Annotated in this window: 15 protein-coding genes and 1 tRNA gene; 13 read left to right on the forward strand and 3 right to left on the reverse strand. The window is 67.8% G+C overall.

The window, feature by feature from the left end:
• Window positions 1–57: 57 nt before the first annotated feature.
• Window positions 58–1,212, reverse strand: a complete 1,155-nt coding sequence (dprA, locus tag AC1Z3O_RS19035; protein ID WP_483517260.1) for a DNA-processing protein DprA — start codon at window positions 1,210–1,212, stop codon at window positions 58–60.
• The gene (locus tag AC1Z3O_RS19040) at window positions 1,209–2,399 is read right to left on the reverse strand and encodes a LysM peptidoglycan-binding domain-containing protein (protein ID WP_483517261.1); all 1,191 of its coding nucleotides are present in this window, start codon (window positions 2,397–2,399) and stop codon (window positions 1,209–1,211) included. Before AC1Z3O_RS19040 ends, dprA begins: the two co-directional genes overlap by 4 nt.
• Window positions 2,400–2,561: 162 nt before the next feature.
• Between AC1Z3O_RS19040 and def the strand changes: the two genes are divergently transcribed.
• The 11 genes from def (at window position 2,562) to AC1Z3O_RS19095 (ending at window position 14,916) form a co-directional block, all read left to right on the forward strand.
• The gene (gene def, locus AC1Z3O_RS19045) at window positions 2,562–3,068 is read left to right on the forward strand and encodes a peptide deformylase (protein ID WP_483517262.1); all 507 of its coding nucleotides are present in this window, start codon (window positions 2,562–2,564) and stop codon (window positions 3,066–3,068) included.
• Window positions 3,069–3,257: 189 nt separating this feature from the next.
• Complete coding sequence (gene fmt / locus AC1Z3O_RS19050) at window positions 3,258–4,253, forward strand: methionyl-tRNA formyltransferase (RefSeq protein WP_483517263.1); 996 nt, start codon at window positions 3,258–3,260, stop codon at window positions 4,251–4,253.
• A gap of 254 nt (window positions 4,254–4,507) precedes the next feature.
• Window positions 4,508–5,368 (forward strand): zinc metalloprotease HtpX, encoded by an 861-nt coding sequence (gene htpX / locus AC1Z3O_RS19055; protein WP_483517264.1) that lies wholly within the window; start codon window positions 4,508–4,510, stop codon window positions 5,366–5,368.
• Between the two features lie 143 nt (window positions 5,369–5,511).
• Entirely contained in the window at window positions 5,512–6,903 is a 1,392-nt protein-coding gene (gene rsmB, locus AC1Z3O_RS19060) for a 16S rRNA (cytosine(967)-C(5))-methyltransferase RsmB (RefSeq protein WP_483517265.1), read from the forward strand.
• Between the two features lie 7 nt (window positions 6,904–6,910).
• Window positions 6,911–7,747 carry a DUF4390 domain-containing protein gene (locus tag AC1Z3O_RS19065; RefSeq protein WP_483517266.1) on the forward strand — a complete coding sequence of 279 codons (837 nt, stop codon included), beginning with the start codon at window positions 6,911–6,913 and terminating at the stop codon, window positions 7,745–7,747.
• Window positions 7,744–10,161: a sensor histidine kinase gene (locus tag AC1Z3O_RS19070; protein ID WP_483517267.1), complete on the forward strand. Its 2,418-nt coding sequence runs from the start codon at window positions 7,744–7,746 to the stop codon at window positions 10,159–10,161. The genes AC1Z3O_RS19065 and AC1Z3O_RS19070 overlap by 4 nt, the downstream gene beginning before the upstream one ends.
• Window positions 10,162–10,214: 53 nt before the next feature.
• Window positions 10,215–10,919 carry a response regulator gene (locus AC1Z3O_RS19075; protein ID WP_483517268.1) on the forward strand — a complete coding sequence of 235 codons (705 nt, stop codon included), beginning with the start codon at window positions 10,215–10,217 and terminating at the stop codon, window positions 10,917–10,919.
• A 55-nt stretch (window positions 10,920–10,974) separates the two neighbouring features.
• Window positions 10,975–11,050, forward strand: a tRNA-Phe gene (locus AC1Z3O_RS19080).
• Between the two features lie 416 nt (window positions 11,051–11,466).
• Window positions 11,467–13,269: a sulfatase family protein gene (locus AC1Z3O_RS19085; protein WP_483517269.1), complete on the forward strand. Its 1,803-nt coding sequence runs from the start codon at window positions 11,467–11,469 to the stop codon at window positions 13,267–13,269.
• A gap of 155 nt (window positions 13,270–13,424) precedes the next feature.
• Window positions 13,425–13,925, forward strand: coding sequence for a hypothetical protein (locus AC1Z3O_RS19090; protein ID WP_483517270.1), 501 nt, complete (start codon window positions 13,425–13,427; stop codon window positions 13,923–13,925).
• Between the two features lie 268 nt (window positions 13,926–14,193).
• Window positions 14,194–14,916: an aquaporin gene (locus AC1Z3O_RS19095; RefSeq protein WP_483517271.1), complete on the forward strand. Its 723-nt coding sequence runs from the start codon at window positions 14,194–14,196 to the stop codon at window positions 14,914–14,916.
• Here the strand turns inward: AC1Z3O_RS19095 and AC1Z3O_RS19100 are convergent.
• On the reverse strand, window positions 14,900–16,858 hold the full coding sequence (locus tag AC1Z3O_RS19100) for a carbohydrate porin (RefSeq protein ID WP_483517272.1): 1,959 nt from the start codon (window positions 16,856–16,858) through the stop codon (window positions 14,900–14,902). The two genes, AC1Z3O_RS19095 and AC1Z3O_RS19100, sit on opposite strands and share 17 nt — an antisense overlap.
• Window positions 16,859–17,325: 467 nt before the next feature.
• On the opposite strand from AC1Z3O_RS19100, the gene AC1Z3O_RS19105 reads away from it, so the two are divergent.
• Together AC1Z3O_RS19105 and rarD are read left to right on the forward strand one after the other, a co-directional pair.
• Window positions 17,326–18,450, forward strand: coding sequence for a TRAP transporter substrate-binding protein (locus AC1Z3O_RS19105; protein WP_483517273.1), 1,125 nt, complete (start codon window positions 17,326–17,328; stop codon window positions 18,448–18,450).
• 170 nt (window positions 18,451–18,620) lie between these two features.
• Entirely contained in the window at window positions 18,621–19,526 is a 906-nt protein-coding gene (rarD, locus tag AC1Z3O_RS19110) for an EamA family transporter RarD (protein WP_483517274.1), read from the forward strand.
• The last annotated feature ends 179 nt before the right edge of the window (window positions 19,527–19,705 follow it).

Below are 19,705 nucleotides of genomic sequence, written 5' to 3' on the forward strand. Positions count from 1 at the left end.
AGCGGCTGCGCGAAAAAGGGGGGGCCAGCGCCCGGGGCACTCGCGGGGCTGCCATGCTCAGGCGAGGCGCCGGAACAGATTGCCCGGCAGCCGCTCGGCCCGGCCGGCCAGTTCGAGCGCCAGCAGCCGGGCGAGCGCTTCGCTGGCGCCCAGTCCGCTGCGCCGGCACAGTTCGTCCAGGCTGATGGGATCGAAGGCCAGGGCGGTGCCCAGCGCGTCGCCGTCGCCGGTATCCTGCTCGGCCCGGCCATCCGACTGGCCAGCCGGGGCGGGGGCAGGGCGCGCGCCCAGTTCCTCCAGCACGTCCTGCGCCGACTCCACCAGCTTGGCGCCATCGCGGATCAGCAGATGGCAGCCGCGCGACAGCGGCGCGTGGATGGAGCCGGGGATGGCGAACACCTCGCGGCCGAGCTCCGCCGCCTGGCGCGCCGTGATCAGCGATCCCGAGCGGGCCGCGGCTTCCACCACCAGCACGCCGCGCGCCAGCGCGGCGATCAGGCGGTTGCGCTGCGGGAAGTGGTGGCTGCGCGGCGGCGTTCCAAGCGGGAACTCACTGAGGATGGCGCCGTGCACGGCGATACGCTCGGCCAGCGCCCGGTGGCGCGCGGGGTAGACCTGGTCGGCGCCGGTGCCGATCACCGCCAGGGTGCCGCCCGCGCCATCCAGCGCACCCAGATGCGCGGCGGCGTCGATGCCGGCGGCCAGCCCGGACACCACGCACAGGCCGGCATCCGACAGGACCCGCGCGAAGGCTTGGGCGTCGCGCACGCCCTGGGCGCTGGCGCTGCGCGCGCCGACCATGGCGATGGCCGGCTGCCCCAGCGCATGCAGGCTTCCCTTCAGGAAAAGCAGCGGCGGCGGGTCAGCCAGATCGAAGAGGGCGGCAGGGTAGGTGGTGTCGGCCAGGGTCAGCAAGTGATTGCCGGGCTCGGCCAGCCAGTCGAGCGTGCGGGCAATCAGGCTCGAAAGCGCCGGGCCGGGCGGCGCCAGCAAGGCGCGCACGCTGGCGGCCGGCACCAGCTGCGCCAGCGACGCCGCATCCTGCGCCAGCACCTGCCCGGGCAGGCCATGCGCAGACAGCAGCCGGCGCACCCCTACCGGCCCGAGGCCAGGCGCCGAGGCCAGCTGCAACCAGGCCGCGACGTCGGCGGCCTCGCGCGTGGTCCCGTTCGGGGTTTCGTCGCGCGGGCCGGCCGCGCCGCGCCCGCTCAATGTGGGGAGCCGACGCTGTCGCCCACCTGCACCACGTTGGAAGCGTTGGTGACCAGGGCGTAGGAGACGCCGGGGAAAACGCGGAAGACATAGGCCAGGCCGTAGCGCTCATCGGGCAGCGCGATCATATTGTTGCCCGCGGTACGGTCCTTGACCACGTCGCCGGTGCGCGACAGCGCCAGCACGTTGCCGGGTTCGAGGCCGGCAGCGGCACCCACGTTGAGCACCACGACCTGCTTGGCGCCGCCATACTGCACGCCGCCGTAGACTGCCGCGATGCGGCCCGCCACTTCGGCGTCGGGGGCACGCGGCACATAGCGCACCGGCTCGCGCTCCGGCTGCGGCAACAGCAGGCTGCCCACGCCCATCTCCTGCTGGGCCTGGGTGATGCGCACGGTGGAGACGGCATCGGCGCCCGCGGGGCCCCGCAGCAGGCGCGCGTTGCCCTGGTAGTCAGCCTGGTAGCCAAGCACCTTGCCGGTGGCGGGATCGCGCACCGGCTCGATCGGCTTGAACACCTGCCAGTCGCTGCCCGGCGCGCCTTCCGCGCCTGCGATGCCGCGCACGTAGGCGTTTTCGCCGCGCCCCAGATAGACGTGCGCCTCGGGCAGCGCGACGATGCGGGGCGAGGCCTGGAGCGTGTCCTGGTCCACCACCAGCGGGCGGGCCAGGAAGGGCTCGATATCCTTGGCGGGAATGCTGGGAATGGCGGCCGCATCGGCGCCATCGCTGCGCACGCGCGGCGACAGCCGCACGGTGCCGCCCTCGCCGATCGGCGTGGTGGACAGCCATGCGCGGCCATCGCGCAGATGCAGGTAGAGCACCTGTCCCGGATAGATCAGGTGCGGATTGCGGACCTGCTGCCGGTTCATGCCCCACAGATCGGGCCAGCGCCAGGGCTGCCGCAGGAAACGGCCGGCGATGTCCCACAGGGTGTCGCCGCTGCGCACCGTGTACTGGGAGGGCGCGTTGGGCGCCAGGTCGCTGGCCGGGATGCCTTGCAGGGCGGCGTCCGCGGCGCGCTGCTGCGCCAGCGTCACTGTCCTGTCGGGCGCGTCGCCGGGCGCCGCTGCCTGGACCGGCAGCACCGCTGCCGTCGCCAGGCCCGCAATGCTCATCAGCAGGCGCGCGCGCGCGTGCTGCCCGCGGCCGCTCGCCGCCTGGTGCTCTTTGGTAAGATTGCGCATTTTCCTGAACCGGCCATGCAAGACAGCCGGATTGACCCTGGAGAGCGTGCCTGCTGCGGCGCGCCTTGAATTTTTGTACTAGCGCCCCGATTCTGCATGTAAACCCCCGCTGCCGCAACGCAGCCCGGTCTGCATGTGCGGCCGGCGTTGCGCCTGAGCATCATGGCTAAACTCGATATCCTGACTTACCCCGATCCCCGCCTGCACACCGTGGCCAAGCCCGTCGCGGCGGTGGACGACCGCATCCGCCAGCTGGTCAAGGACATGGCAGAAACCATGTACGAAGCACCCGGCATCGGTCTGGCCGCCACGCAGGTGGACGTGCATGAGCAGGTGGTGGTGATCGACATCTCGGAAAGCCGCGACCAGCTGCAGGTCTTCATCAATCCGGAAGTCATCTGGGCCAGCGAAAACCGCAAGGTCTGGGAAGAGGGCTGCCTGTCGGTGCCCGAGGTCTACGACCGCGTGGAGCGTCCGGACCGCGTGCGCGTGCGCGCGCTCAACGAAAAGGGCGAGACCTTCGAACTCGACGCCGATGACCTGCTGGCGGTGTGCATCCAGCACGAGATCGACCACCTGCGCGGCAAGGTCTTCGTCGAATACCTGTCGCCGCTCAAGCTCAACCGCATCAAGTCCAAGCTGCAGAAGCGCACGCGCAGCCGCATGTAAGCGGGCGGCGGCCGTGCCTGCGGCCGCACTTGCGCAGCGTTCATCGCTTTAGTAGTACGCTCTGCGCATCCTGGAACAGCAAGCACCGGCCGCCTCCGCGGCCGGTTCCGCTTGGCAGGCGCCGCCGGCGCCGCCCCTCTGATCCGTACGCCACCTGCGCGCCACCTGCGCGTCAAGCCGGAACCCGCCATGTCACAAGCCCAGCCCCTGCGCGTCGCCTTTGCCGGCACGCCCGAATTCGCCCGCGCCGCCTTCGAATCCATCCACGCCGCCGGTTTCCCCGTGGTGGCCGTCCTGAGCCAGCCCGACCGGCCGGCCGGCCGCGGCATGCAGCTGCAGGCCAGCCCGGTCAAGCAATACGCGCTGGCGCAGGAGCTGGGCCCGGTGCTGCAGCCGCGCTCGCTGCGCCGCCAGGGCAAGTACCCGGAAGAGGCGGGCGCCGCAGTCGACTCTCTGGCCGCGCTGGCGCCCGATGTCATGGTGGTGGCCGCCTACGGCCTGATCCTGCCGGCGGAGGTGCTGGCCTTGCCGCGCCACGGCTGCATCAATATCCATGCCTCGCTGCTGCCGCGCTGGCGCGGCGCCGCGCCGATCCACCGCGCCATCGAGGCCGGCGACGCCGAGACCGGCATCACGCTGATGCAGATGGACGAGGGCCTGGACACCGGCGCGATGATCAGCCGCGAGAGCACGGCGATCGAGGCCACCGACACCACCAGCAGCCTGCACGACAAGCTGGCCGCGCTGGGCGGGCACATGGTGGTCGACGCGCTGGCGCGGCTGGCGCGCGGCGAGGCGCTGGTCGCCACACCCCAGCCCGCTGACGGCGTGACCTACGCCGAGAAGATCGGCAAGGAGGAAGCGCGCCTGGACCTGCACCGGTCCGCGGCCGCGCTGGCGCGCCAGGTGCGCGCCTTCAATCCCTTCCCCGGCGCCACCGTGCAGATCGGCGACACCGTGATCAAGTGCTGGCAGGCGCAGGCCGAAGCCGCGCCGGGCGGGGCGGCGCCGGGCACGGTGCTCGCAGCCGATGCTGCCGGCGTGCTGATCGCCTGTGGCGAAGGCGCCTTGCGCGTCACGGAACTGCAGCGCCCCGGCGGGCGGCGCCAGGCCGCGCAGCCCTTCCTGCAAGGCATGCCGCTGCCGGCCGGCAGCCGCTGTGCGGTGTCCGGCGAACAGGCATAGTCGGACTCCGGGGCAGCGCCGCTGCCCGCCAGAGCGCTCCTGCGCGCCGTTCGCACGCACGCTGACTCTGCACGCAGGACGGATTCCGCGCCTCAAGTGCTGAATAGACCGCCTGATCTCGCCCTCGGCGCCCGCCTGGCGCTGATGCAGCGCTAGGCGCGGCGGCCGGCGCGATTGAATTCCCGCGCGCCGCCATCATCTAAGATAAGAACGCCGGCACAGCCGGCGCGGCAGATCATAGGGAGCTCCGGACAATGTTCAACTGGGTCAAGACCTTCATGCTGATGGCGGCGATCACGGCGCTGTTCATCGTCATCGGCGGCATGATCGGCGGACGCAACGGCATGATGTACGCGCTGTTGATGGCGCTGGGCATGAACTTCTTTTCCTACTGGTTCTCCGACAAGATGGTGCTGCGCATGTACAACGCGCAGGAGGTCGATGCCAGTACCGCGCCGCAGTTCTACGGCATGGTGCAGGAGCTGGCGCAGCGCGCCGGCATGCCGATGCCGCGCGTCTACCTGATCAACGAGGACGCACCCAACGCCTTCGCCACCGGGCGCAATCCCGAACACGCGGCCGTGGCCGCCACCACCGGCATCCTGCGCGTGCTGTCCGATCGCGAGCTGCGCGGCGTGATGGCGCATGAACTGACACACGTGCGCCACCGCGACATTCTCACCTCCACCATCGCCGCGACCATGGCGGGCGCCATCTCCGCGCTGGCCAACTTCGCCATGTTCTTCGGCGGCCGCGACCAGAACGGCAACCGCTCCAACCCGATCGCCGCCATCGCGGTGGCCATCCTGGCGCCGCTGGCCGCCACGCTGATCCAGATGGCGATTTCACGGGCGCGCGAATTCGAGGCCGACCGCGGCGGCGCCGAAATCAGCGGCGATCCGCAGGCGCTGGCCAGCGCACTGGACAAGATCCACCGCTACGCGCAGGGCATTCCTTTCCAGGCGGCCGAGGAGCATCCGGCAACCGCGCAGATGATGATCATGAACCCGCTGTCGGGCGGCGGCATCGCCAACCTGTTCTCGACCCACCCCGCGACCGAGGAACGCATCGCCCGGCTGATGCACATGGCGCAGACCGGCAGCTACCCGGCCTGATCCCGCGGCCGGCGGCGGCAAAAAACGGTAAGCCGTCCCGTATCCGGGGTAAACTGCCCGCCTCGTTCCCACCGGAACCGGCGGGTTCGTTTTTTTTGCGGGTGCCGCCGCGCGCCCATCCTTCTGACCGGTTTCTGTTCTCCATGCGCCTGCCACCCGACTCCCTCGCCTTCCAGATGCTTGCCGCCGCCGCCGCCGTGCGTGGCGTGAACGAGGGCAGCGCGCTGCCGCAGGCCATCGAGGCCGCGGCCACGCAGTACCGCCTGGAGCGCGACGGCGCAGCGCGCGGCGCGCTCCAGGATCTCGCTTACCGTACCGTGCGGCAGTTCGGCACGGCGCGCGCGCTGGTGACGCACCTGGTGGCACGGCCGCCCGGCGCCCAGGTCGATTCGCTGCTGGCCGTGGCATTGGCCCTGCTGATCGAAGGAGAGGCGGGCGCAGGGGGCAAGGACGAGAACGACGAAAGGGACGATAGCGACAGCAAACCCGGCAGAAGCGGCTACAGCAGCTTCACCGTGGTCGACCAGGCAGTCAGCGCGGCCGCCTCGGAGCCCAAGACCGCGCACGCGCGCGGCCTGGTCAACGCGGTGCTGCGCCGTTTCCTGCGCGAGCGCCGCGCACTGCTGGAAGGCGTGCGCCGCGATGAGGAGGCGCGCTGGAACCTGCCGTCGTGGTGGCTGCGCATGCTGCGCCAATCCTATCCGCAGCAATGGGAGACCCTGGCAGCCAGCGCCAATGCGCGCCCGCCGATGACGCTGCGCGTCAACACCGCGCGCGTGTCCGTGCCCGACTACCTGACGCGGCTGGCCAATGCCGGGCTGGCAGGCCAGGCCATCGGCCCGCAGGCCGTGCGCCTGGTGCGCGCCTTCCCGGTGTCGCAGATCCCGGGATTCGCCACGGGTGACGTCTCGGTGCAGGATGCCGGCGCCCAGCTGGCCGCGCCCTTGCTCGAGGTGGCCGACGGCATGCGCGTGCTCGATGCCTGCGCGGCACCGGGTGGCAAGACGGGCCACCTGCTGGAACTGGCCGCGCTCGATGTGACCGCGCTCGAGAGCGACGCCAAGCGCGCCGAGCGCATCCACGACAATCTCGCCCGGCTGGGCCAGCAGGCCAAGGTGGTGGTGGGCGACGCCAGCCGCCCGCAGGACTGGTGGGATGGCGAGCAGTACGACCGCATCCTGGCCGACGTGCCGTGCTCCGCCTCGGGCATCATCCGGCGCCATCCCGACATCCGCTGGCTGCGCCGGGAGGCCGATATCGCGCGCCTGGTCAACGAGCAGCGCCGCATCGTGTCGCAGCTGTGGCCGCTGCTCAAGCCCGGCGGCATTTTGCTCTATGTCACCTGTTCTATTTTCCCAACGGAGGGGGAGGAGCAGGCGCTCTGGTTTGGTGCGCAACTGCCAGATGCGATACGATTGCAGGCACCCGGCCAGATCCTGCCCGCGACCGGGCGCGACGACGGGGCTCCAGGCCAGGCCGGCCTGCCATCGGATCACGATGGCTTTTTCTACGCCCGCTTCCAGAAACGACTCTGACCCTCCGATGCCGAGCACGCTTCGCTTGTCCGTCCTTCCAGCCTTTGGCGGCAATGCGCATCCGTCCTCTGCATCCCGCGGCGGGCGGGCACTACACTGGCGCGGCCTGTTGAGGGCGGCGCTTGGCGCGGGGCTGGCGCTGCTGCTCGCGCTGCTGCCTGTCTTGACGCAGGCCGACGTCATCGAGGCCAGCGACGCGCGTATCGATTTCCAGGATGGCGGCTTCGAGCTGGCGGCCAACTTCGACTTCGACCTGCCAGCCCCGCTGGAGGACGCGCTGAACAAGGGCATCGCGCTGTATTTCGTCGTCGACTTCCAGCTGAGCCGGCCGCGCTGGTACTGGCTCGATGAAAAGCCGGTCAGCACCAGCCGCAGTATCCGGCTGTCCTACCATCCGCTGACGCGGCAGTACCGCGTCTCCACCGGTGGCCTGCAATTGCCGTTCACGCGCTTGAAGTCCGCACTGCAGTTCATCCAGCGCGTGCGCGGCTGGCGTGTGTTCGAGCGCAGCGCTGTCAAGCTGGGCGAAACCTACCACGCCGAGGTGCGCATGCGCCTGGACCTGACGCAGTTGCCCAAGCCCTTCCAGATCAATGCGGTCAATACGCGCGACTGGAACCTCGCCTCCGACTGGCGCCGCTTCACTTATACGGTGCCGACCGACCTGAACGCGGTGCCGGTGGCCGCGCCGCCGGCATCGATGCCCGCTCCGATTCCCGCCCCGGCCTCCGCACCCGCCTCGGCTGCGGCCGGCGAGACGCGCGCCCAGCCGCTGGTGCAGACGGTGTCCAGCGCGCTCTCGCCCGCAGTGCTGGTCCAGCCGGCCGCGCAGAACCAGCCATGAACGGATTGTGGGACAGCAGGTTCCGCCGCGTGCTCTACCGCATCGTGGCGTCGCTGATCGTCTTCCTGGCGGTGGTGCTGGTGGGCCTGCTGATCAGCGCCTCGGCCAACACCGAATTCTTCGACCGCTATTTCACGCTGCTCTTCAAGATCAACCTGGTGATCGGCGTGCTGCTGGTGGCGATCATCGGCGCGCTCGCGCTGATGCTGTGGATACGCTACCGCCGCGGCAAGTTCGGCGCGCGGCTGATGAGCAAGCTGGCGGTGTTCTTCGGCGTGGTGGGCGTGCTTCCCGGCGTGCTGATCTATTTGGTGTCGCTGCAGTTCGTCTCGCGCAGCATTGAGTCCTGGTTCGACGTGCGCGTGGAAACCGCGCTGGAAGCCGGCCTGAACCTGGGCCGCTCCACCATCGACAGCGCACTGGCCGACCTGCAGGGCAAGGCACACCAGATGGCGGACCAGCTCACGGGCTCGGCAACGATGGCCAGCTCGCTGCAGCTCAACCGCCTGCGCGAACAGTACGGCGTGCGCGAGGCCGCCATCTTCACCGGCAGCGGGAGAGTGATCGCCACCGCCTCCAACAACTATGCCTCGCTGGTGCCCGACCTGCCCTCCGGGGTATTGGCCGAGCAGGCGCGCCTGGCCGGCGGCTACGCGGCGGTGGAGGGCGGCGCCGACGCGTTGTCGAAGAATGACGACGGCGACCACCTCTATGTGCTGCGCGTGATCATTCCACTGGGCAGCGCGCCGGTCAGCGCGGACACCGCGCCGGCCAGCGGCCCGGCGGCGAGCCCCGCGCACAAGGGCCGCTGGGCCGGCTCCGGGCTGTCGGTGGAACGCCGTCCGGAAGACCTGCCCTCGACCGGCTTCGGCCTGACCGGCGACACCGTGCGCGAGGAGCGCTACCTGCAGGTGCTGCAGCCCGTGCCGACGGTGCTGGCTCGCAATGCCGACGAGGTCCAGCGCGCCTATCAGGAATACCAGGAAAAGGCGCTCGGACGCACCGGCCTGCGCAAGATGTATATCGGTACGCTGACGCTGACGCTCTTCCTGGCGGTGTTCATCGCCGTGATGCTGGCCCTGCTGCTGGGCGGCCAGCTGGCGCGCCCGCTGCTGATGCTGCTGCAGGGTACGAAGGAAGTGGCCGAGGGCGACTTGTCGCCCAAGCGCGAACTGAAGAGCCGCGACGAGCTGGGCATGCTGACCCAGCAGTTCAACCTGATGACACGCCAGCTGTCGGAAGCGCGCATCGCGGTGGAGCAGAACCGCTCCGCGCTGGAGCGCTCGAAGGTCTTTCTCGAAAGCGTGCTGCAGAATCTCACGGCCGGGGTGCTGGTGTTCGGCCGCCGTTTCGTGCTGATCACCGCCAACCCTGGCGCCGAACGCATCTTCGGCCAGCCCTTCGCCTCGGCCCTTGGGCATCCGATCGACCAGATCCCCGGCCTCAACAGCTTTGGCGAAATCGTGCAGCAAGCCTTCACCGAGCAGAGCACCAGCGAGATGCTGGGCGGCGCCGAACACTGGCAGAAGCAGATCGAACTGCCGCACGGCGACGAGCAACAGGGCCTGACGCTGTTGGTACGCGGCGCACGCCTGCCCGGGCGCGGCGACAGCGGCGACGAGCCAGGCTACGTGGTGGTCTTCGACGACATCTCCGATGTGATTTCCGCTCAACGCTCGGTCGCCTGGGGCGAAGTGGCGCGCCGGCTTGCGCACGAGATCAAGAATCCGCTCACGCCGATCCAGCTCTCGGCCGAGCGGCTGCAGATGAAGCTGACACCCAAGCTGGGCGATCAGGACGCCGAGGTGCTCAAGCGCGGTGCCGCCACCATCGTCAACCAGGTCGCGGCGATGAAGCGCATGGTCGACGATTTCCGCGACTACGCGCGCACGCCCCCGGCCATGCTGCAGGCGCTGCAGCTCAACAGCCTGGTGGCCGACGTCCTGCACCTGTATGGCATCGATGACCCCTCCGTGCAGGAGCATTCGGTGATCCATGCGTCGCTGGCAGCGGGGCTGCCGGCCATCAAGGGCGACCCGACCCAGCTGCGCCAGGTGATCCACAATCTGCTGCAGAACGCCCAGGATGCGGTGGCGGAGAACCTTGCCGGGGCTAGGGCCGCGCCCCATATCACTCTGAACACCGAGACTGTAGAATACAAAGATTCTGCCGGCGAAGACCGGCAGGCCGTCAAGCTCAGCATCGCCGACAACGGTCCCGGTTTCGCCCCGCGCATTCTTAGTCGCGCGTTCGAACCCTATGTGACCACCAAGGCCAAGGGTACCGGCCTGGGACTGGCGATGGTGAAAAAGATCATCGATGAACATGGTGCGCGCATCGAACTGCGCAATCGCATGGAAGGTGCCGATATCGTCGGTGCACAGATCTCGATCCTGTTCGTTAAACTGGCATAGTCAATGTTGCTGTCCCATGCGCAAAACGCGGTGGCGGGGTTAAGAGGGGAAGTATGGCAACCATCCTCGTAGTCGACGATGAAATGGGTATCCGGGAACTGCTCTCGGAAATCCTCAGCGACGAAGGCCATGTAGTGGAAGTGGCGGAGAACGCCCAGAAGGCGCGCGAATACCGCACGGGCAATACGCCCGACCTCGTGCTGCTCGACATCTGGATGCCCGATACCGATGGCGTCACGCTGCTCAAGGAGTGGTCCGCCCAGGGCCTGCTGACCATGCCCGTCATCATGATGTCGGGCCATGCCACGATCGACACCGCCGTGGAAGCCACCAAGATCGGCGCGCTCAACTTCCTCGAGAAGCCGATCGCGCTGCAGAAACTGCTGACCGCCGTGCAGCAGGGCCTGGCGCGCGGCATCGAACGCCCCGCCGCAACGGCACCCAGCGCCGGCGCACCCGCGGCCAGCCCGCCGGCAGCCGCCGGTGGCGCCGCGCCCGAAGCCGCAGTGGAAGCGCCGGCCAACGGCAGCCAGCAACGCCTGCCCGAAGCCGAAATGCAGTTCTCCTTCGACATGCCGCTGCGTGAAGCGCGCGACCTGTTCGAACGCGCCTATTTCGAGTACCACTTGCTGCGCGAGCACGGCAGCATGACACGCGTGGCCGAGAAGACGGGCCTGGAGCGCACCCACCTGTATCGCAAGCTCAAGCAGCTCGGCGTGGAGCTGAGCCGCAACAAGCCGGAGCCTGCAGAACAATGATGCAGAAAACGCTTGACCAGGTGCTCAGGCGTTGCTATAGTTTTGCTTCTTTGTTGGCCCGGTAGCTCAGTCGGTAGAGCAGAGGATTGAAAATCCTTGTGTCGGCGGTTCGATTCCGTCCCAGGCCACCATCAGATTCAAGCAAAAAGCCCAGCCTCGCGCTGGGCTTTTTGTTTTTGGGCTGATGCTCCTTCAACAGCGTTCCAACAGCGGCACCGCTGCCCGCGCGCTCGGTCTGCCAGTCGCCAGAATTCCCACGTAAGACATCCCTGTCGCCCACGGTAACGTGGAAGGCGTTCCAACCCTCATCAGTTGCAGGCCACCCCTTGCTTGCAAAGCCCATCCTCGCCAATCGGAGCGATGGGCGAACGCGACGGAAAACTCTGCTGTGTGTGGTCGACAACGTGATGGTCGCCGCCGCCCCGGGACTTTGCTTGCCCGTGGAAAATGTGGTTGCTAGACTCCTTTTGCCACTTCCACGCGGACGCTTCCAGGCCTCTATGCGCCAGCGTTCGTCATGCGCCCTGTCAGGGGCTGGGAGACGATCATGGATAGTGATGACGAGCCTGGCGCAACATTGACCCGCCGTGAGTTCTTGCGCACGAGCGGATTGGGAGCCATGGCCTTGGGTCTCGGCGCGGGCGCGGATGCCAGCGGCGCACCGTCCGCCGCGAGCGGCATGGTGCAGACCCCTGGCACCCGCGCGCCTGGCCCATATAACATCCTGCTCATCCTCGTCGACCAGGAGCGCTACTTCCGGCCCGGCGAGCTCCCTCTCGGCTATCACTTGCCTGCACATGAGCGCTTGAGCAAGCGCGGCACGACGTTCGTCAACCACGGCATCAATTCATGCGTGTGTACGCCGTCGCGATCCGTGCTGTACACGGGGCAACATATCCAACACACGAGAATGTTCGACAATACGAACTTCCCGTGGATCAGCAGCATGTCAACGGACATACCCACGGTTGGTGACCTGCTTCGCGACGCAGGTTACTACACGGCGTACAAGGGCAAGTGGCACCTCACCAAGGAATTCGAGACGGTCAACAAGCTCGGGACACCGACCAAGATCTTCACCGCAGAAATGGAGGCCTACGGCTTCTCCGATTACGTTGGCATCGGCGACATCATCGCCCACACCAGCGGTGGCTTTCTGCATGATGGGGTGATCGCCGCAATGAGCGTGAGCTGGCTGCGCGGCAAGGGGCGCGAGCTTGCTGAGCATGGCAAGCCGTGGTTCCTGGCCGTGAACCTCGTCAATCCGCACGACGTGATGTTCTACGACACCGACGCGCCCGGCACCGTCGTGCAGGCAAAGCGCGGCATCACCCATGTGGCGCGCGACCCTGTCGATCCCTTGTACGCCAGGCAGTGGGATTTCAAGTTGCCGGCAAGCCATGGACAAGCGCTTGACGCACCGGGGCGCCCTCCCGCGCACCGTGATTTCCTGCGCTCCCACGACGCCCTGGTCGGCGCCATTCCGAATGAAGAGGCGCGCTGGCGCAGGCGGCACAACTATTACCTGAACTGCATGCGGGATGTCGACCGCAATATCGCGGCGGTCCTGGCCGAGCTCGATGCGGCCGGGCTCACCGACAAGACCATCGTGATCCTGACCTCGGACCACGGCGACATGGATGGTGCCCACCAACTCCATGCGAAGGGCGCGGTCTCCTATCGGGAGCAGAACAATGTCCCCCTGATCATTGCCCACCCGGCCTATCAAGGGGGAAAGCAATGCCTCGCCGTCACGTCACATCTGGATGTCGCACCGACCCTGGTCGGTTTGACCGGCGTCACGCCCGACAAGCGCAACGCGATCGTCAACGGACTGCAGGGCAGGGATTTCTCGCGTTTGCTTGCCAATCCCGAGAAGGCCGACCTGCATGCCGTCCGTGATGGCGCACTCTTCTGCTACAACATGCTCGCCTATATCGATGGCGACTTTCTTTTCAAGGCCGTGGCCTATATGCAGAACGGTGGCAAGCCAGACCAGCTCCAGAAGGCCGGCATCCGGCCGGACTTGATGAAACGCGGCGCCGTGCGTTCCATCTACGATGGGCGCTACAGCTTCGCGCGCTACTTTTCGCCCAAGCAACACAACCGGCCCACGACCTTGGAGGAGCTCAAGCGGTTCAACGACCTGGAGCTTTACGACCTGCAGCCTGATCCGTTCGAGACGAACAACCTGGCGGCAGACGACAAGCAGCGCGAACTCGTTATCGCCATGAACGACAAGCTCAACCGCCTGATCGACTCGGAGGTCGGCGAAGACCGTGGCCAGATGCTGCCTGGCGGCATCGACGCAGGGTGGGAAGTGACTGCCGAAACGATGACCGGCGCGTGACACGACGAACTCTGATCTAAGCATCTTCTACTTGGCGGCCGATAACCTAGACGCTAGCCTTGGCGTAGGCCCTCATGCGGGGCATGCCGGACACGGCTCGAACTGGCACAGCCGGCACCGATAAAGCCGGCGGCCGCGTCATCCTCGAGGGTCATATGGATATCACAAGCAACAGCCGCAAGGCCTGGCCGCAGGAAGCGGACGCAGGCGACCGCGGCATCTGGCGGACCACTATCGCGGCGGCGAGCCAGGCGCTGGACGCCGCCACACGCATCCAGCAGACGGTCAGCCTGACAGTCAAGCTGCAGAACAAGGTGCGCGAGCTGCGCGGGCAACTGCGCGAGCTGCACGCCGAGCGCGACCACTACCGTGCACAGCTCGCCGCTGCCCAGCGCGAGCTGAAGCAGGCGCGCGAGAACGCGCCTGGCAATGCGGCCGAGGCAAGCCGGCTGCGCGCCGACGGCGAGGCACTGCAGATGCGGCACCGTGCCTACAAGCTGCTGGTCGACCACTACGCGCGCGCAGGCCTGCCGATCGATCCGGTCGTGTTCTCGGGGCAGCGCCGGCGCGTGCTGCAGCACATCGTGTACCAGCGCCGCAAGGGCGTGCCGCTGGCCGAGATCGGCGCGCGGGACATCGCATTCCTGCTGCGCTAGCGGCAGGCCCCAGGGCCTGAACGCTCGCTCGCGCGGGCGCGCGGCGCCTTGCTCGCCGTGTCAGGCGCGCCGCGCAGGTCGATTCGATACACCAGGTTCATTGACAACAACGTGACGGCGCATTGACGCGACGGGGGCCAAAGCGGAACACTGCGCGCTCCCTTTCCTCCTTCCGTCGCGCCGCTTCGATGTCCCTTGCCACCCAGACCCCCACGCCGCCGCGCGCCCCCCTTGCCCGCCTGCCGCGCACGTACGCGGCCGCGCGCCCGTGAGCACGCTCGCGCGGCGGCTGGTGGCCGAGGGGCTGGGCACGGCCTTGCTGGTGGCGGTCGTGGTGGGTTCCGGCATCCACGCCCAGCGCCTGGCCGGCGACAGCCCCGCCTTGGCGCTGCTCGCCAACTCACTGGCCACCGGCGGCGGGCTGGTGGCCCTGCTGGTGGCACTGGGGCCGGTGTCGGGCGGCCATCTCAATCCCGCGGTCAGCTTGTCGGCCTTGGTGCAGGGCACGCTGTCCCCGCGCGAGGCGCTGGCTTACGCGACGCTGCAACTGGGCGGCGGCGTAGCCGGCGTGATGGCCGCGCATGCGATGTACGGCGAGCCTCTGCTGGCCTGGTCGACGCAGGCGCGCAGCGGCGCGCCGATGTGGTGGAGCGAGTTCGTGGCCAGCTTCGGCCTGATCGGCGTGGCCATGGGCACCGCGCGCCGACATCCCGGCCTGGTCCCCTTCGTGGTGGCGAGCTACATCACCGCGGGCTACTGGTTCACGGCTTCCAGCGCCTTCGCCAATCCGGCACTGACACTGGCATGCGCGCTGACCGCCGGCTTCTCAGGCATCCGCGCGGCCGATGTGCCCGCCTTCGTGCTGGCGCAGTTCTCAGGCGCGCTATGCGCGACCCTATTGTTCCACTGGTTGTGCGCACACCCCGCCGGCAAGGCAGAGGCGGCCGCTGAAACCGCGGCACCGACGTGCGCGGCTACCAGTTCCGATTGAGCTGAATGCCGAAGACCGATCCCGAGTTCTGCGAAGTCCAGGCGTCGGCCGGTGACGTAAAGGCGATGCCATCGACATCGGTCGCGCGGCTGTAGGTGTAGAAGGCCCGCAGATTGGCATTGCCGGCCGACTTGCCGAGCGTGAGCGTGGGCGCGATAGTGAATGCCGTGCGCTGGCCGGCGGCCCCGAAGCCCGAAGAAATCTGGTCGTGGGCAACCTCGAAGCCGACCTTGAAACGCCCGCTGGCGACATAGGCCGGCCGCACGCGCGTGGCCGTCCATTGCAGCGTGCCAACCGGCGACCGGTCGAACTGCAGGCTGGACTCCACGGTGCCGGCCAGACCCAGCCCGTTGGCATGTTTCCATTCGAGCGACTCCGCCATGCGCACCCGCGACAGTGCCGGCCCCATGCCGGTGTAGCCGGTCATGGCCGAGCGCGCGCCTTCGCCGAACTGCAGGCCGAAGCGGTTGGTGCCGGCCAGCACGCCCTTCTGCTCATGCATGGCCGAGGCCCACCAGGCGCTGCCGCTAGCCTGCTCCAGCGGCTGCGCTTCGACGCGCGTAAAGCCGAGCTGCACCGATCCGCGCTGGTTGGTGGCAATCGGCGCGGTGCGCACCGAGTGATAGCTGGGCAGGCTCTGGCCACCGACATCGTTGCGCGTGGTGTACTGGTAATTGAGCGCGATGTCGCCGAAGCGCGCGTTGTCGACGCCAAAACGCATGGCCGGCGAATTGGGCGGCAGCAGCCCCGAAGACATCAGGAAAGGCGAATCGTCACGCCGCCCGACCCACATGGTGGCGCCGTCGAGCACCGACAGGCCGCTCACCGCCGTGTAGAACTGGGGCAGCAGCTGGTACGGATCGACGGCGGCGGGACGCCCGTTGACCGTTGTCGCATCGGTGCCCTTGGCCTTGGCCACCACCTGCACCTGCGCACCGCCGTCCAGCGAGAACAGCGATTCCTTCATCTTGATCTCGCCCGTGCTGCTGCAAGCCAGGCCACGGCCGATGCCGGTGGACAGCGTGCCACCCGGGCAGGCGCGCAGGGTCGACACATTGTCCTCGATCGCAGCGCGGCCGCTGTAGCCCAGCCGCCAGACCGACTCCTCGGCCGGGTCCTGCACCGGCAGCTGCGAACGCAGCACCGGCGGCTCCGTATCGACATCCTGGGCATCCTCGACCGTTTCGCCGGCCGGGGCGGCGGCATTCTCACTGGCCGCCGCCTTGCCCGCGTCCGCGTTCGTCGCAGCGTCCGTAGCCTCCGTAGCGGCGGCCTGGCCGTCATTGGCAGGCGGCGCAGCACCGGCGGAGGGCTGGGTCCCGTCCGCCGCGGTGACCGCAGGTGCCGCGGCCGGAGGTGGCGGCGGTGGCCGGCGCGGCTCCGGCGGAAACTCACCGAGCCGCTTGGGAAAGAGCACGACCGGCGGCGGCGGTGGCGGTGCAGGGACGGGCGGCTCGCCGGTGGCAGTCGGCGTGGTGGCGGCTTGCCCTGACGCGTCGGCAGCGGGTGCGGCCTGCGCGGTGGCTGCCGGGGTGCTTGCGCCGTCGGCCGATGGTGTCTGCGCCTGAGCCGGCAATGGCCCGGCTGCGGCATCCGTGGCCGCGGCAGCCGCCGGCGCCGCCGACCCGGTGCCGGCTTCCGCGGCGACGATCTTTGCCAAGGGATCCGGGCTGTCGGCCACATGGGCGTCGCCCGGCGTGGCAAGCGTCGTCGCGCCGGCCTGAGCGGCAATGCCTTCCTGGCTGACGCGCGCCGGCTGCGTATCCGGTCGCGCATCCGAAGGCGTGGCCGCAGCGGCCGCTGGCGCTGAATCAGCTGCCTGCGCGGTGGCACTGAGCAGCGTGCCCAAGGGATCCTGGTCGTCCGGTCCGGCCGCCGCCGGCACCTGTGCGCAGGCGCACAAGCTCCAGGCCGCCAGCGCGACAGCGCCCAGGCGTTGCATCAGGGGTCGGCAAGGAAGCGGAGTCGGAAAACGCGGCATGCGGCGCAATAACCGGAGGCGGATCCTGCCGGCAGGTCGTTGGTTTTATCAGCCGAGTGATTGGACAGCAAGCCGGGTTACAAAATCCATCGCCTGTTCAACTTCTCACGATGCGGAAATCGCGCGCGGGACCGGCCACCGACAGCCAGCGGCGACATTCCCGGGATTTCCTAGCGAAAACCCGGACGTGTGAGGGGCTCCGTGGCGAAAGGGCCACCGCTATAATCGTCCGACTTGCCTTATGGGGCGGACATGTTCCATGTCTGATGTTGTTCCCGACAACCGCCAACGCAGCGGCTGTCCTTCCCAGGCAGGGCTGGCATCGCGCGACATCGCGCAGCCGGTCTCAAATGCGCCACGGTACGGCAGAGCGCAGGGGCGTCCTGGCCCGGGCGGCGCACCATATCGATAAAGATGAGGAGAATTCAATGGAACGTCGTTCCTTCCTGTTGAAAGCATCGGCGGTGGCCGCCACCGGTGCGCTCGCCGCCTGTGGCAAGGAAGAGAAGCCCGCTGCCGCCGCCCCCGCCGCGCCGGCCGTGGTCGGCAGCAACCCGGCCGTGGAGTGGCGCCTGGCCTCCAGCTTCCCCAAGTCGCTGGATACCATCTTCGGCGGCGCCGAGACGCTGTCGGCACGGGTCAAGGAACTCACCGACGGCAAGTTCAACATCAAGATCTTCGCCGCCGGCGAAATCGTGCCCGGCCTGCAGGTGCTGGACGCGGTGCAGAACAACACGGTGCAGATCGGGCATACCGCCGGCTACTACTACTTCGGCAAGAACCCGACGCTGTGCTTCGACACCACCGTCCCCTTCGGCCTGACCGCGCGCCAGCAGAACGCCTGGATGCTGCACGGCAACGGCATGAAGCTGATGCGCGAGTTCTTCAAGGAATACAACGTCGTCAACTTCCTGGGCGGCAATACCAATGCGCAGATGGGCGGCTGGTTCCGCAAGGAAATCAAGACGGTGGCCGACCTGCAGGGCCTGAAGTACCGCGTGGCCGGTTTCGCCGGTGTGGTGCTGCAGCGCCTGGGCGTGGTGCCGCAGCAGATCGCCGGTGGCGACATCTACCCGGCGCTGGAGAAGGGCACCATCGACGCGGCCGAGTGGGTGGGCCCGTATGACGATGAGAAGCTGGGCTTCTACAAGGTGGCGCCGTACTACTACTACCCGGGCTGGTGGGAAGGCAGCGCGCAGCTCTCGTTCTACGCTTCGGCCTCCGAGTTCGAAAAGCTGCCGCCGCTGTACAAGCGCGCGCTGGAAACCGCCACCTTCGAAACACACACCAACATGATGGCGAAGTACGACACCGTGAACCCGCAGGCGCTGGCCCGCCTGCTGGAGAACGGCGTCAAGCTGCGCCCCTTCTCCAAGGAAATCATGGAAGCCTGCTTCAAGGCGACCCAGGAGGCCTACGCGGACGAAACGGCCAAGAATCCGTCGTTCAAGAAGATCTATGACGACTGGCGCGTATTCCGCAACAACGAGGCGGCCTGGTTCAATGTGGCCGAGCAGGCGTTCGCGCAGTTCAGCTACGCGCGCAAGCTGTAAGCGCGTCAGCACGCGGCAGTAAAAGAACGGGGGCGCCACGCCCCCGTTTTTCTTTTGCAGAGGCCGCACCTGCAGCGCCGGCTTGCCTGCCCGCCGCCTGCGCCCCCGGGCCGGCCTTGGGCACGTTTTTCCAAGCCCCACTAGAATTTGCCGATCAACAGGAAATTTTCATGCAAATCGGCATTCTCTACGCACTGCTGGCCTATCTCCTCTGGGGCCTGCTTCCGCTCTATATCAAGACACTCCAGGGCGTCGCGCCGCTGGAGATCCTGCTGCACCGGATGGTGTGGTCCCTGGTCTTCCTGGCCATTGTGCTGAGCTGGCGCCGCAACTGGGCCTGGCTGCGCGCGGCGGCATCGCAGCCGCGCGTGCTCGCGGTCTTCGCCATCAGCGCCTTGCTGCTGTGTGGCAACTGGTTCACCTACATCTGGGCGGTAGACGCGGGGCGCGTGGTGGATGCCAGCCTGGGCTACTTCATCAATCCGCTGGTCAGCGTGCTGCTTGGCGTGCTCTTCCTGCATGAGCGGCTACGTCCAGGCCAGTGGGCCGCGATCGGCCTGGCTGCGGCCGGCGTCGCCTGGCTGACCTTCAGTGCGGGCCAGCTGCCGTGGATCGCGCTGGCGCTGGCCGGTACCTTCGGCGGCTATGGCCTGCTGCGCAAGACCGCACCGCTCGGCGCGCTGGAGGGCCTTTCGCTCGAGACCCTGCTGCTGTTCCCGCTGGCGGGGCTGGCGCTCTGGTACCTGTTCAGCCAAGGCCACGCCAGCTTCCCCGGCGCGCAGACGTCGACGCAGGTGCTGCTGGTGCTGGCCGGCCCCATCACCGCCGTGCCGCTGCTGCTGTTTGCCGCGGGTGCGCGCCGTCTCCCGCTGTCATTGCTTGGCCTGCTGCAGTACAGCGGTCCCACCCTGCAACTGCTGCTGGGCATCTGCTTGTGGCATGAACCCTTCCCGCCGGCCAAGCAATTCGGCTTCGGCATGATCTGGCTGTCGCTGGCGCTTTACGCCGCAGAAGGATTCTGGGTAGCACGGCGCCAGCCGGCCCGGCCCATCAATTGCGCGAATGAAACGGCGTAGATCTAACGCCTACACCATTCATCGCACAGATTGAATTGAGCATCGAGAGCGCGCTGGCCTGGCATCAGGTGATAGGCCCAGCCGCCGAAACCACACAATTCAATTCACGGGAAGAATGACTACGCATCAAGATTAAATGCAATCATTGATGCATTTAATCATTCGGATGGCATAAATGA

It is taken from the genome of Cupriavidus sp. 09_S30, assembly GCF_056930435.1.

Excerpts from the sequence above, each read along its gene's own strand:
- AC1Z3O_RS19105 (WP_483517273.1), top strand. The coding sequence starts at position 17,326 with ATGGAACGTCGTTCCTTCCTGTTGAAAGCATCGGCGGTGGCCGCCACC.
- def (WP_483517262.1), top strand. The coding sequence starts at position 2,562 with ATGGCTAAACTCGATATCCTGACTTACCCCGATCCCCGCCTGCACACC.
- AC1Z3O_RS19040 (WP_483517261.1), bottom strand. The coding sequence starts at position 2,399 with ATGCGCAATCTTACCAAAGAGCACCAGGCGGCGAGCGGCCGCGGGCAG.
- AC1Z3O_RS19070 (WP_483517267.1), top strand. The coding sequence starts at position 7,744 with ATGAACGGATTGTGGGACAGCAGGTTCCGCCGCGTGCTCTACCGCATC.
- AC1Z3O_RS19100 (WP_483517272.1), bottom strand. The coding sequence starts at position 16,858 with ATGCAACGCCTGGGCGCTGTCGCGCTGGCGGCCTGGAGCTTGTGCGCC.
- AC1Z3O_RS19090 (WP_483517270.1), top strand. The coding sequence starts at position 13,425 with ATGGATATCACAAGCAACAGCCGCAAGGCCTGGCCGCAGGAAGCGGAC.
- AC1Z3O_RS19075 (WP_483517268.1), top strand. The coding sequence starts at position 10,215 with ATGGCAACCATCCTCGTAGTCGACGATGAAATGGGTATCCGGGAACTG.
- rsmB (WP_483517265.1), top strand. The coding sequence starts at position 5,512 with ATGCGCCTGCCACCCGACTCCCTCGCCTTCCAGATGCTTGCCGCCGCC.
- AC1Z3O_RS19065 (WP_483517266.1), top strand. The coding sequence starts at position 6,911 with ATGCCGAGCACGCTTCGCTTGTCCGTCCTTCCAGCCTTTGGCGGCAAT.
- fmt (WP_483517263.1), top strand. The coding sequence starts at position 3,258 with ATGTCACAAGCCCAGCCCCTGCGCGTCGCCTTTGCCGGCACGCCCGAA.
- AC1Z3O_RS19085 (WP_483517269.1), top strand. The coding sequence starts at position 11,467 with ATGGATAGTGATGACGAGCCTGGCGCAACATTGACCCGCCGTGAGTTC.
- htpX (WP_483517264.1), top strand. The coding sequence starts at position 4,508 with ATGTTCAACTGGGTCAAGACCTTCATGCTGATGGCGGCGATCACGGCG.
- rarD (WP_483517274.1), top strand. The coding sequence starts at position 18,621 with ATGCAAATCGGCATTCTCTACGCACTGCTGGCCTATCTCCTCTGGGGC.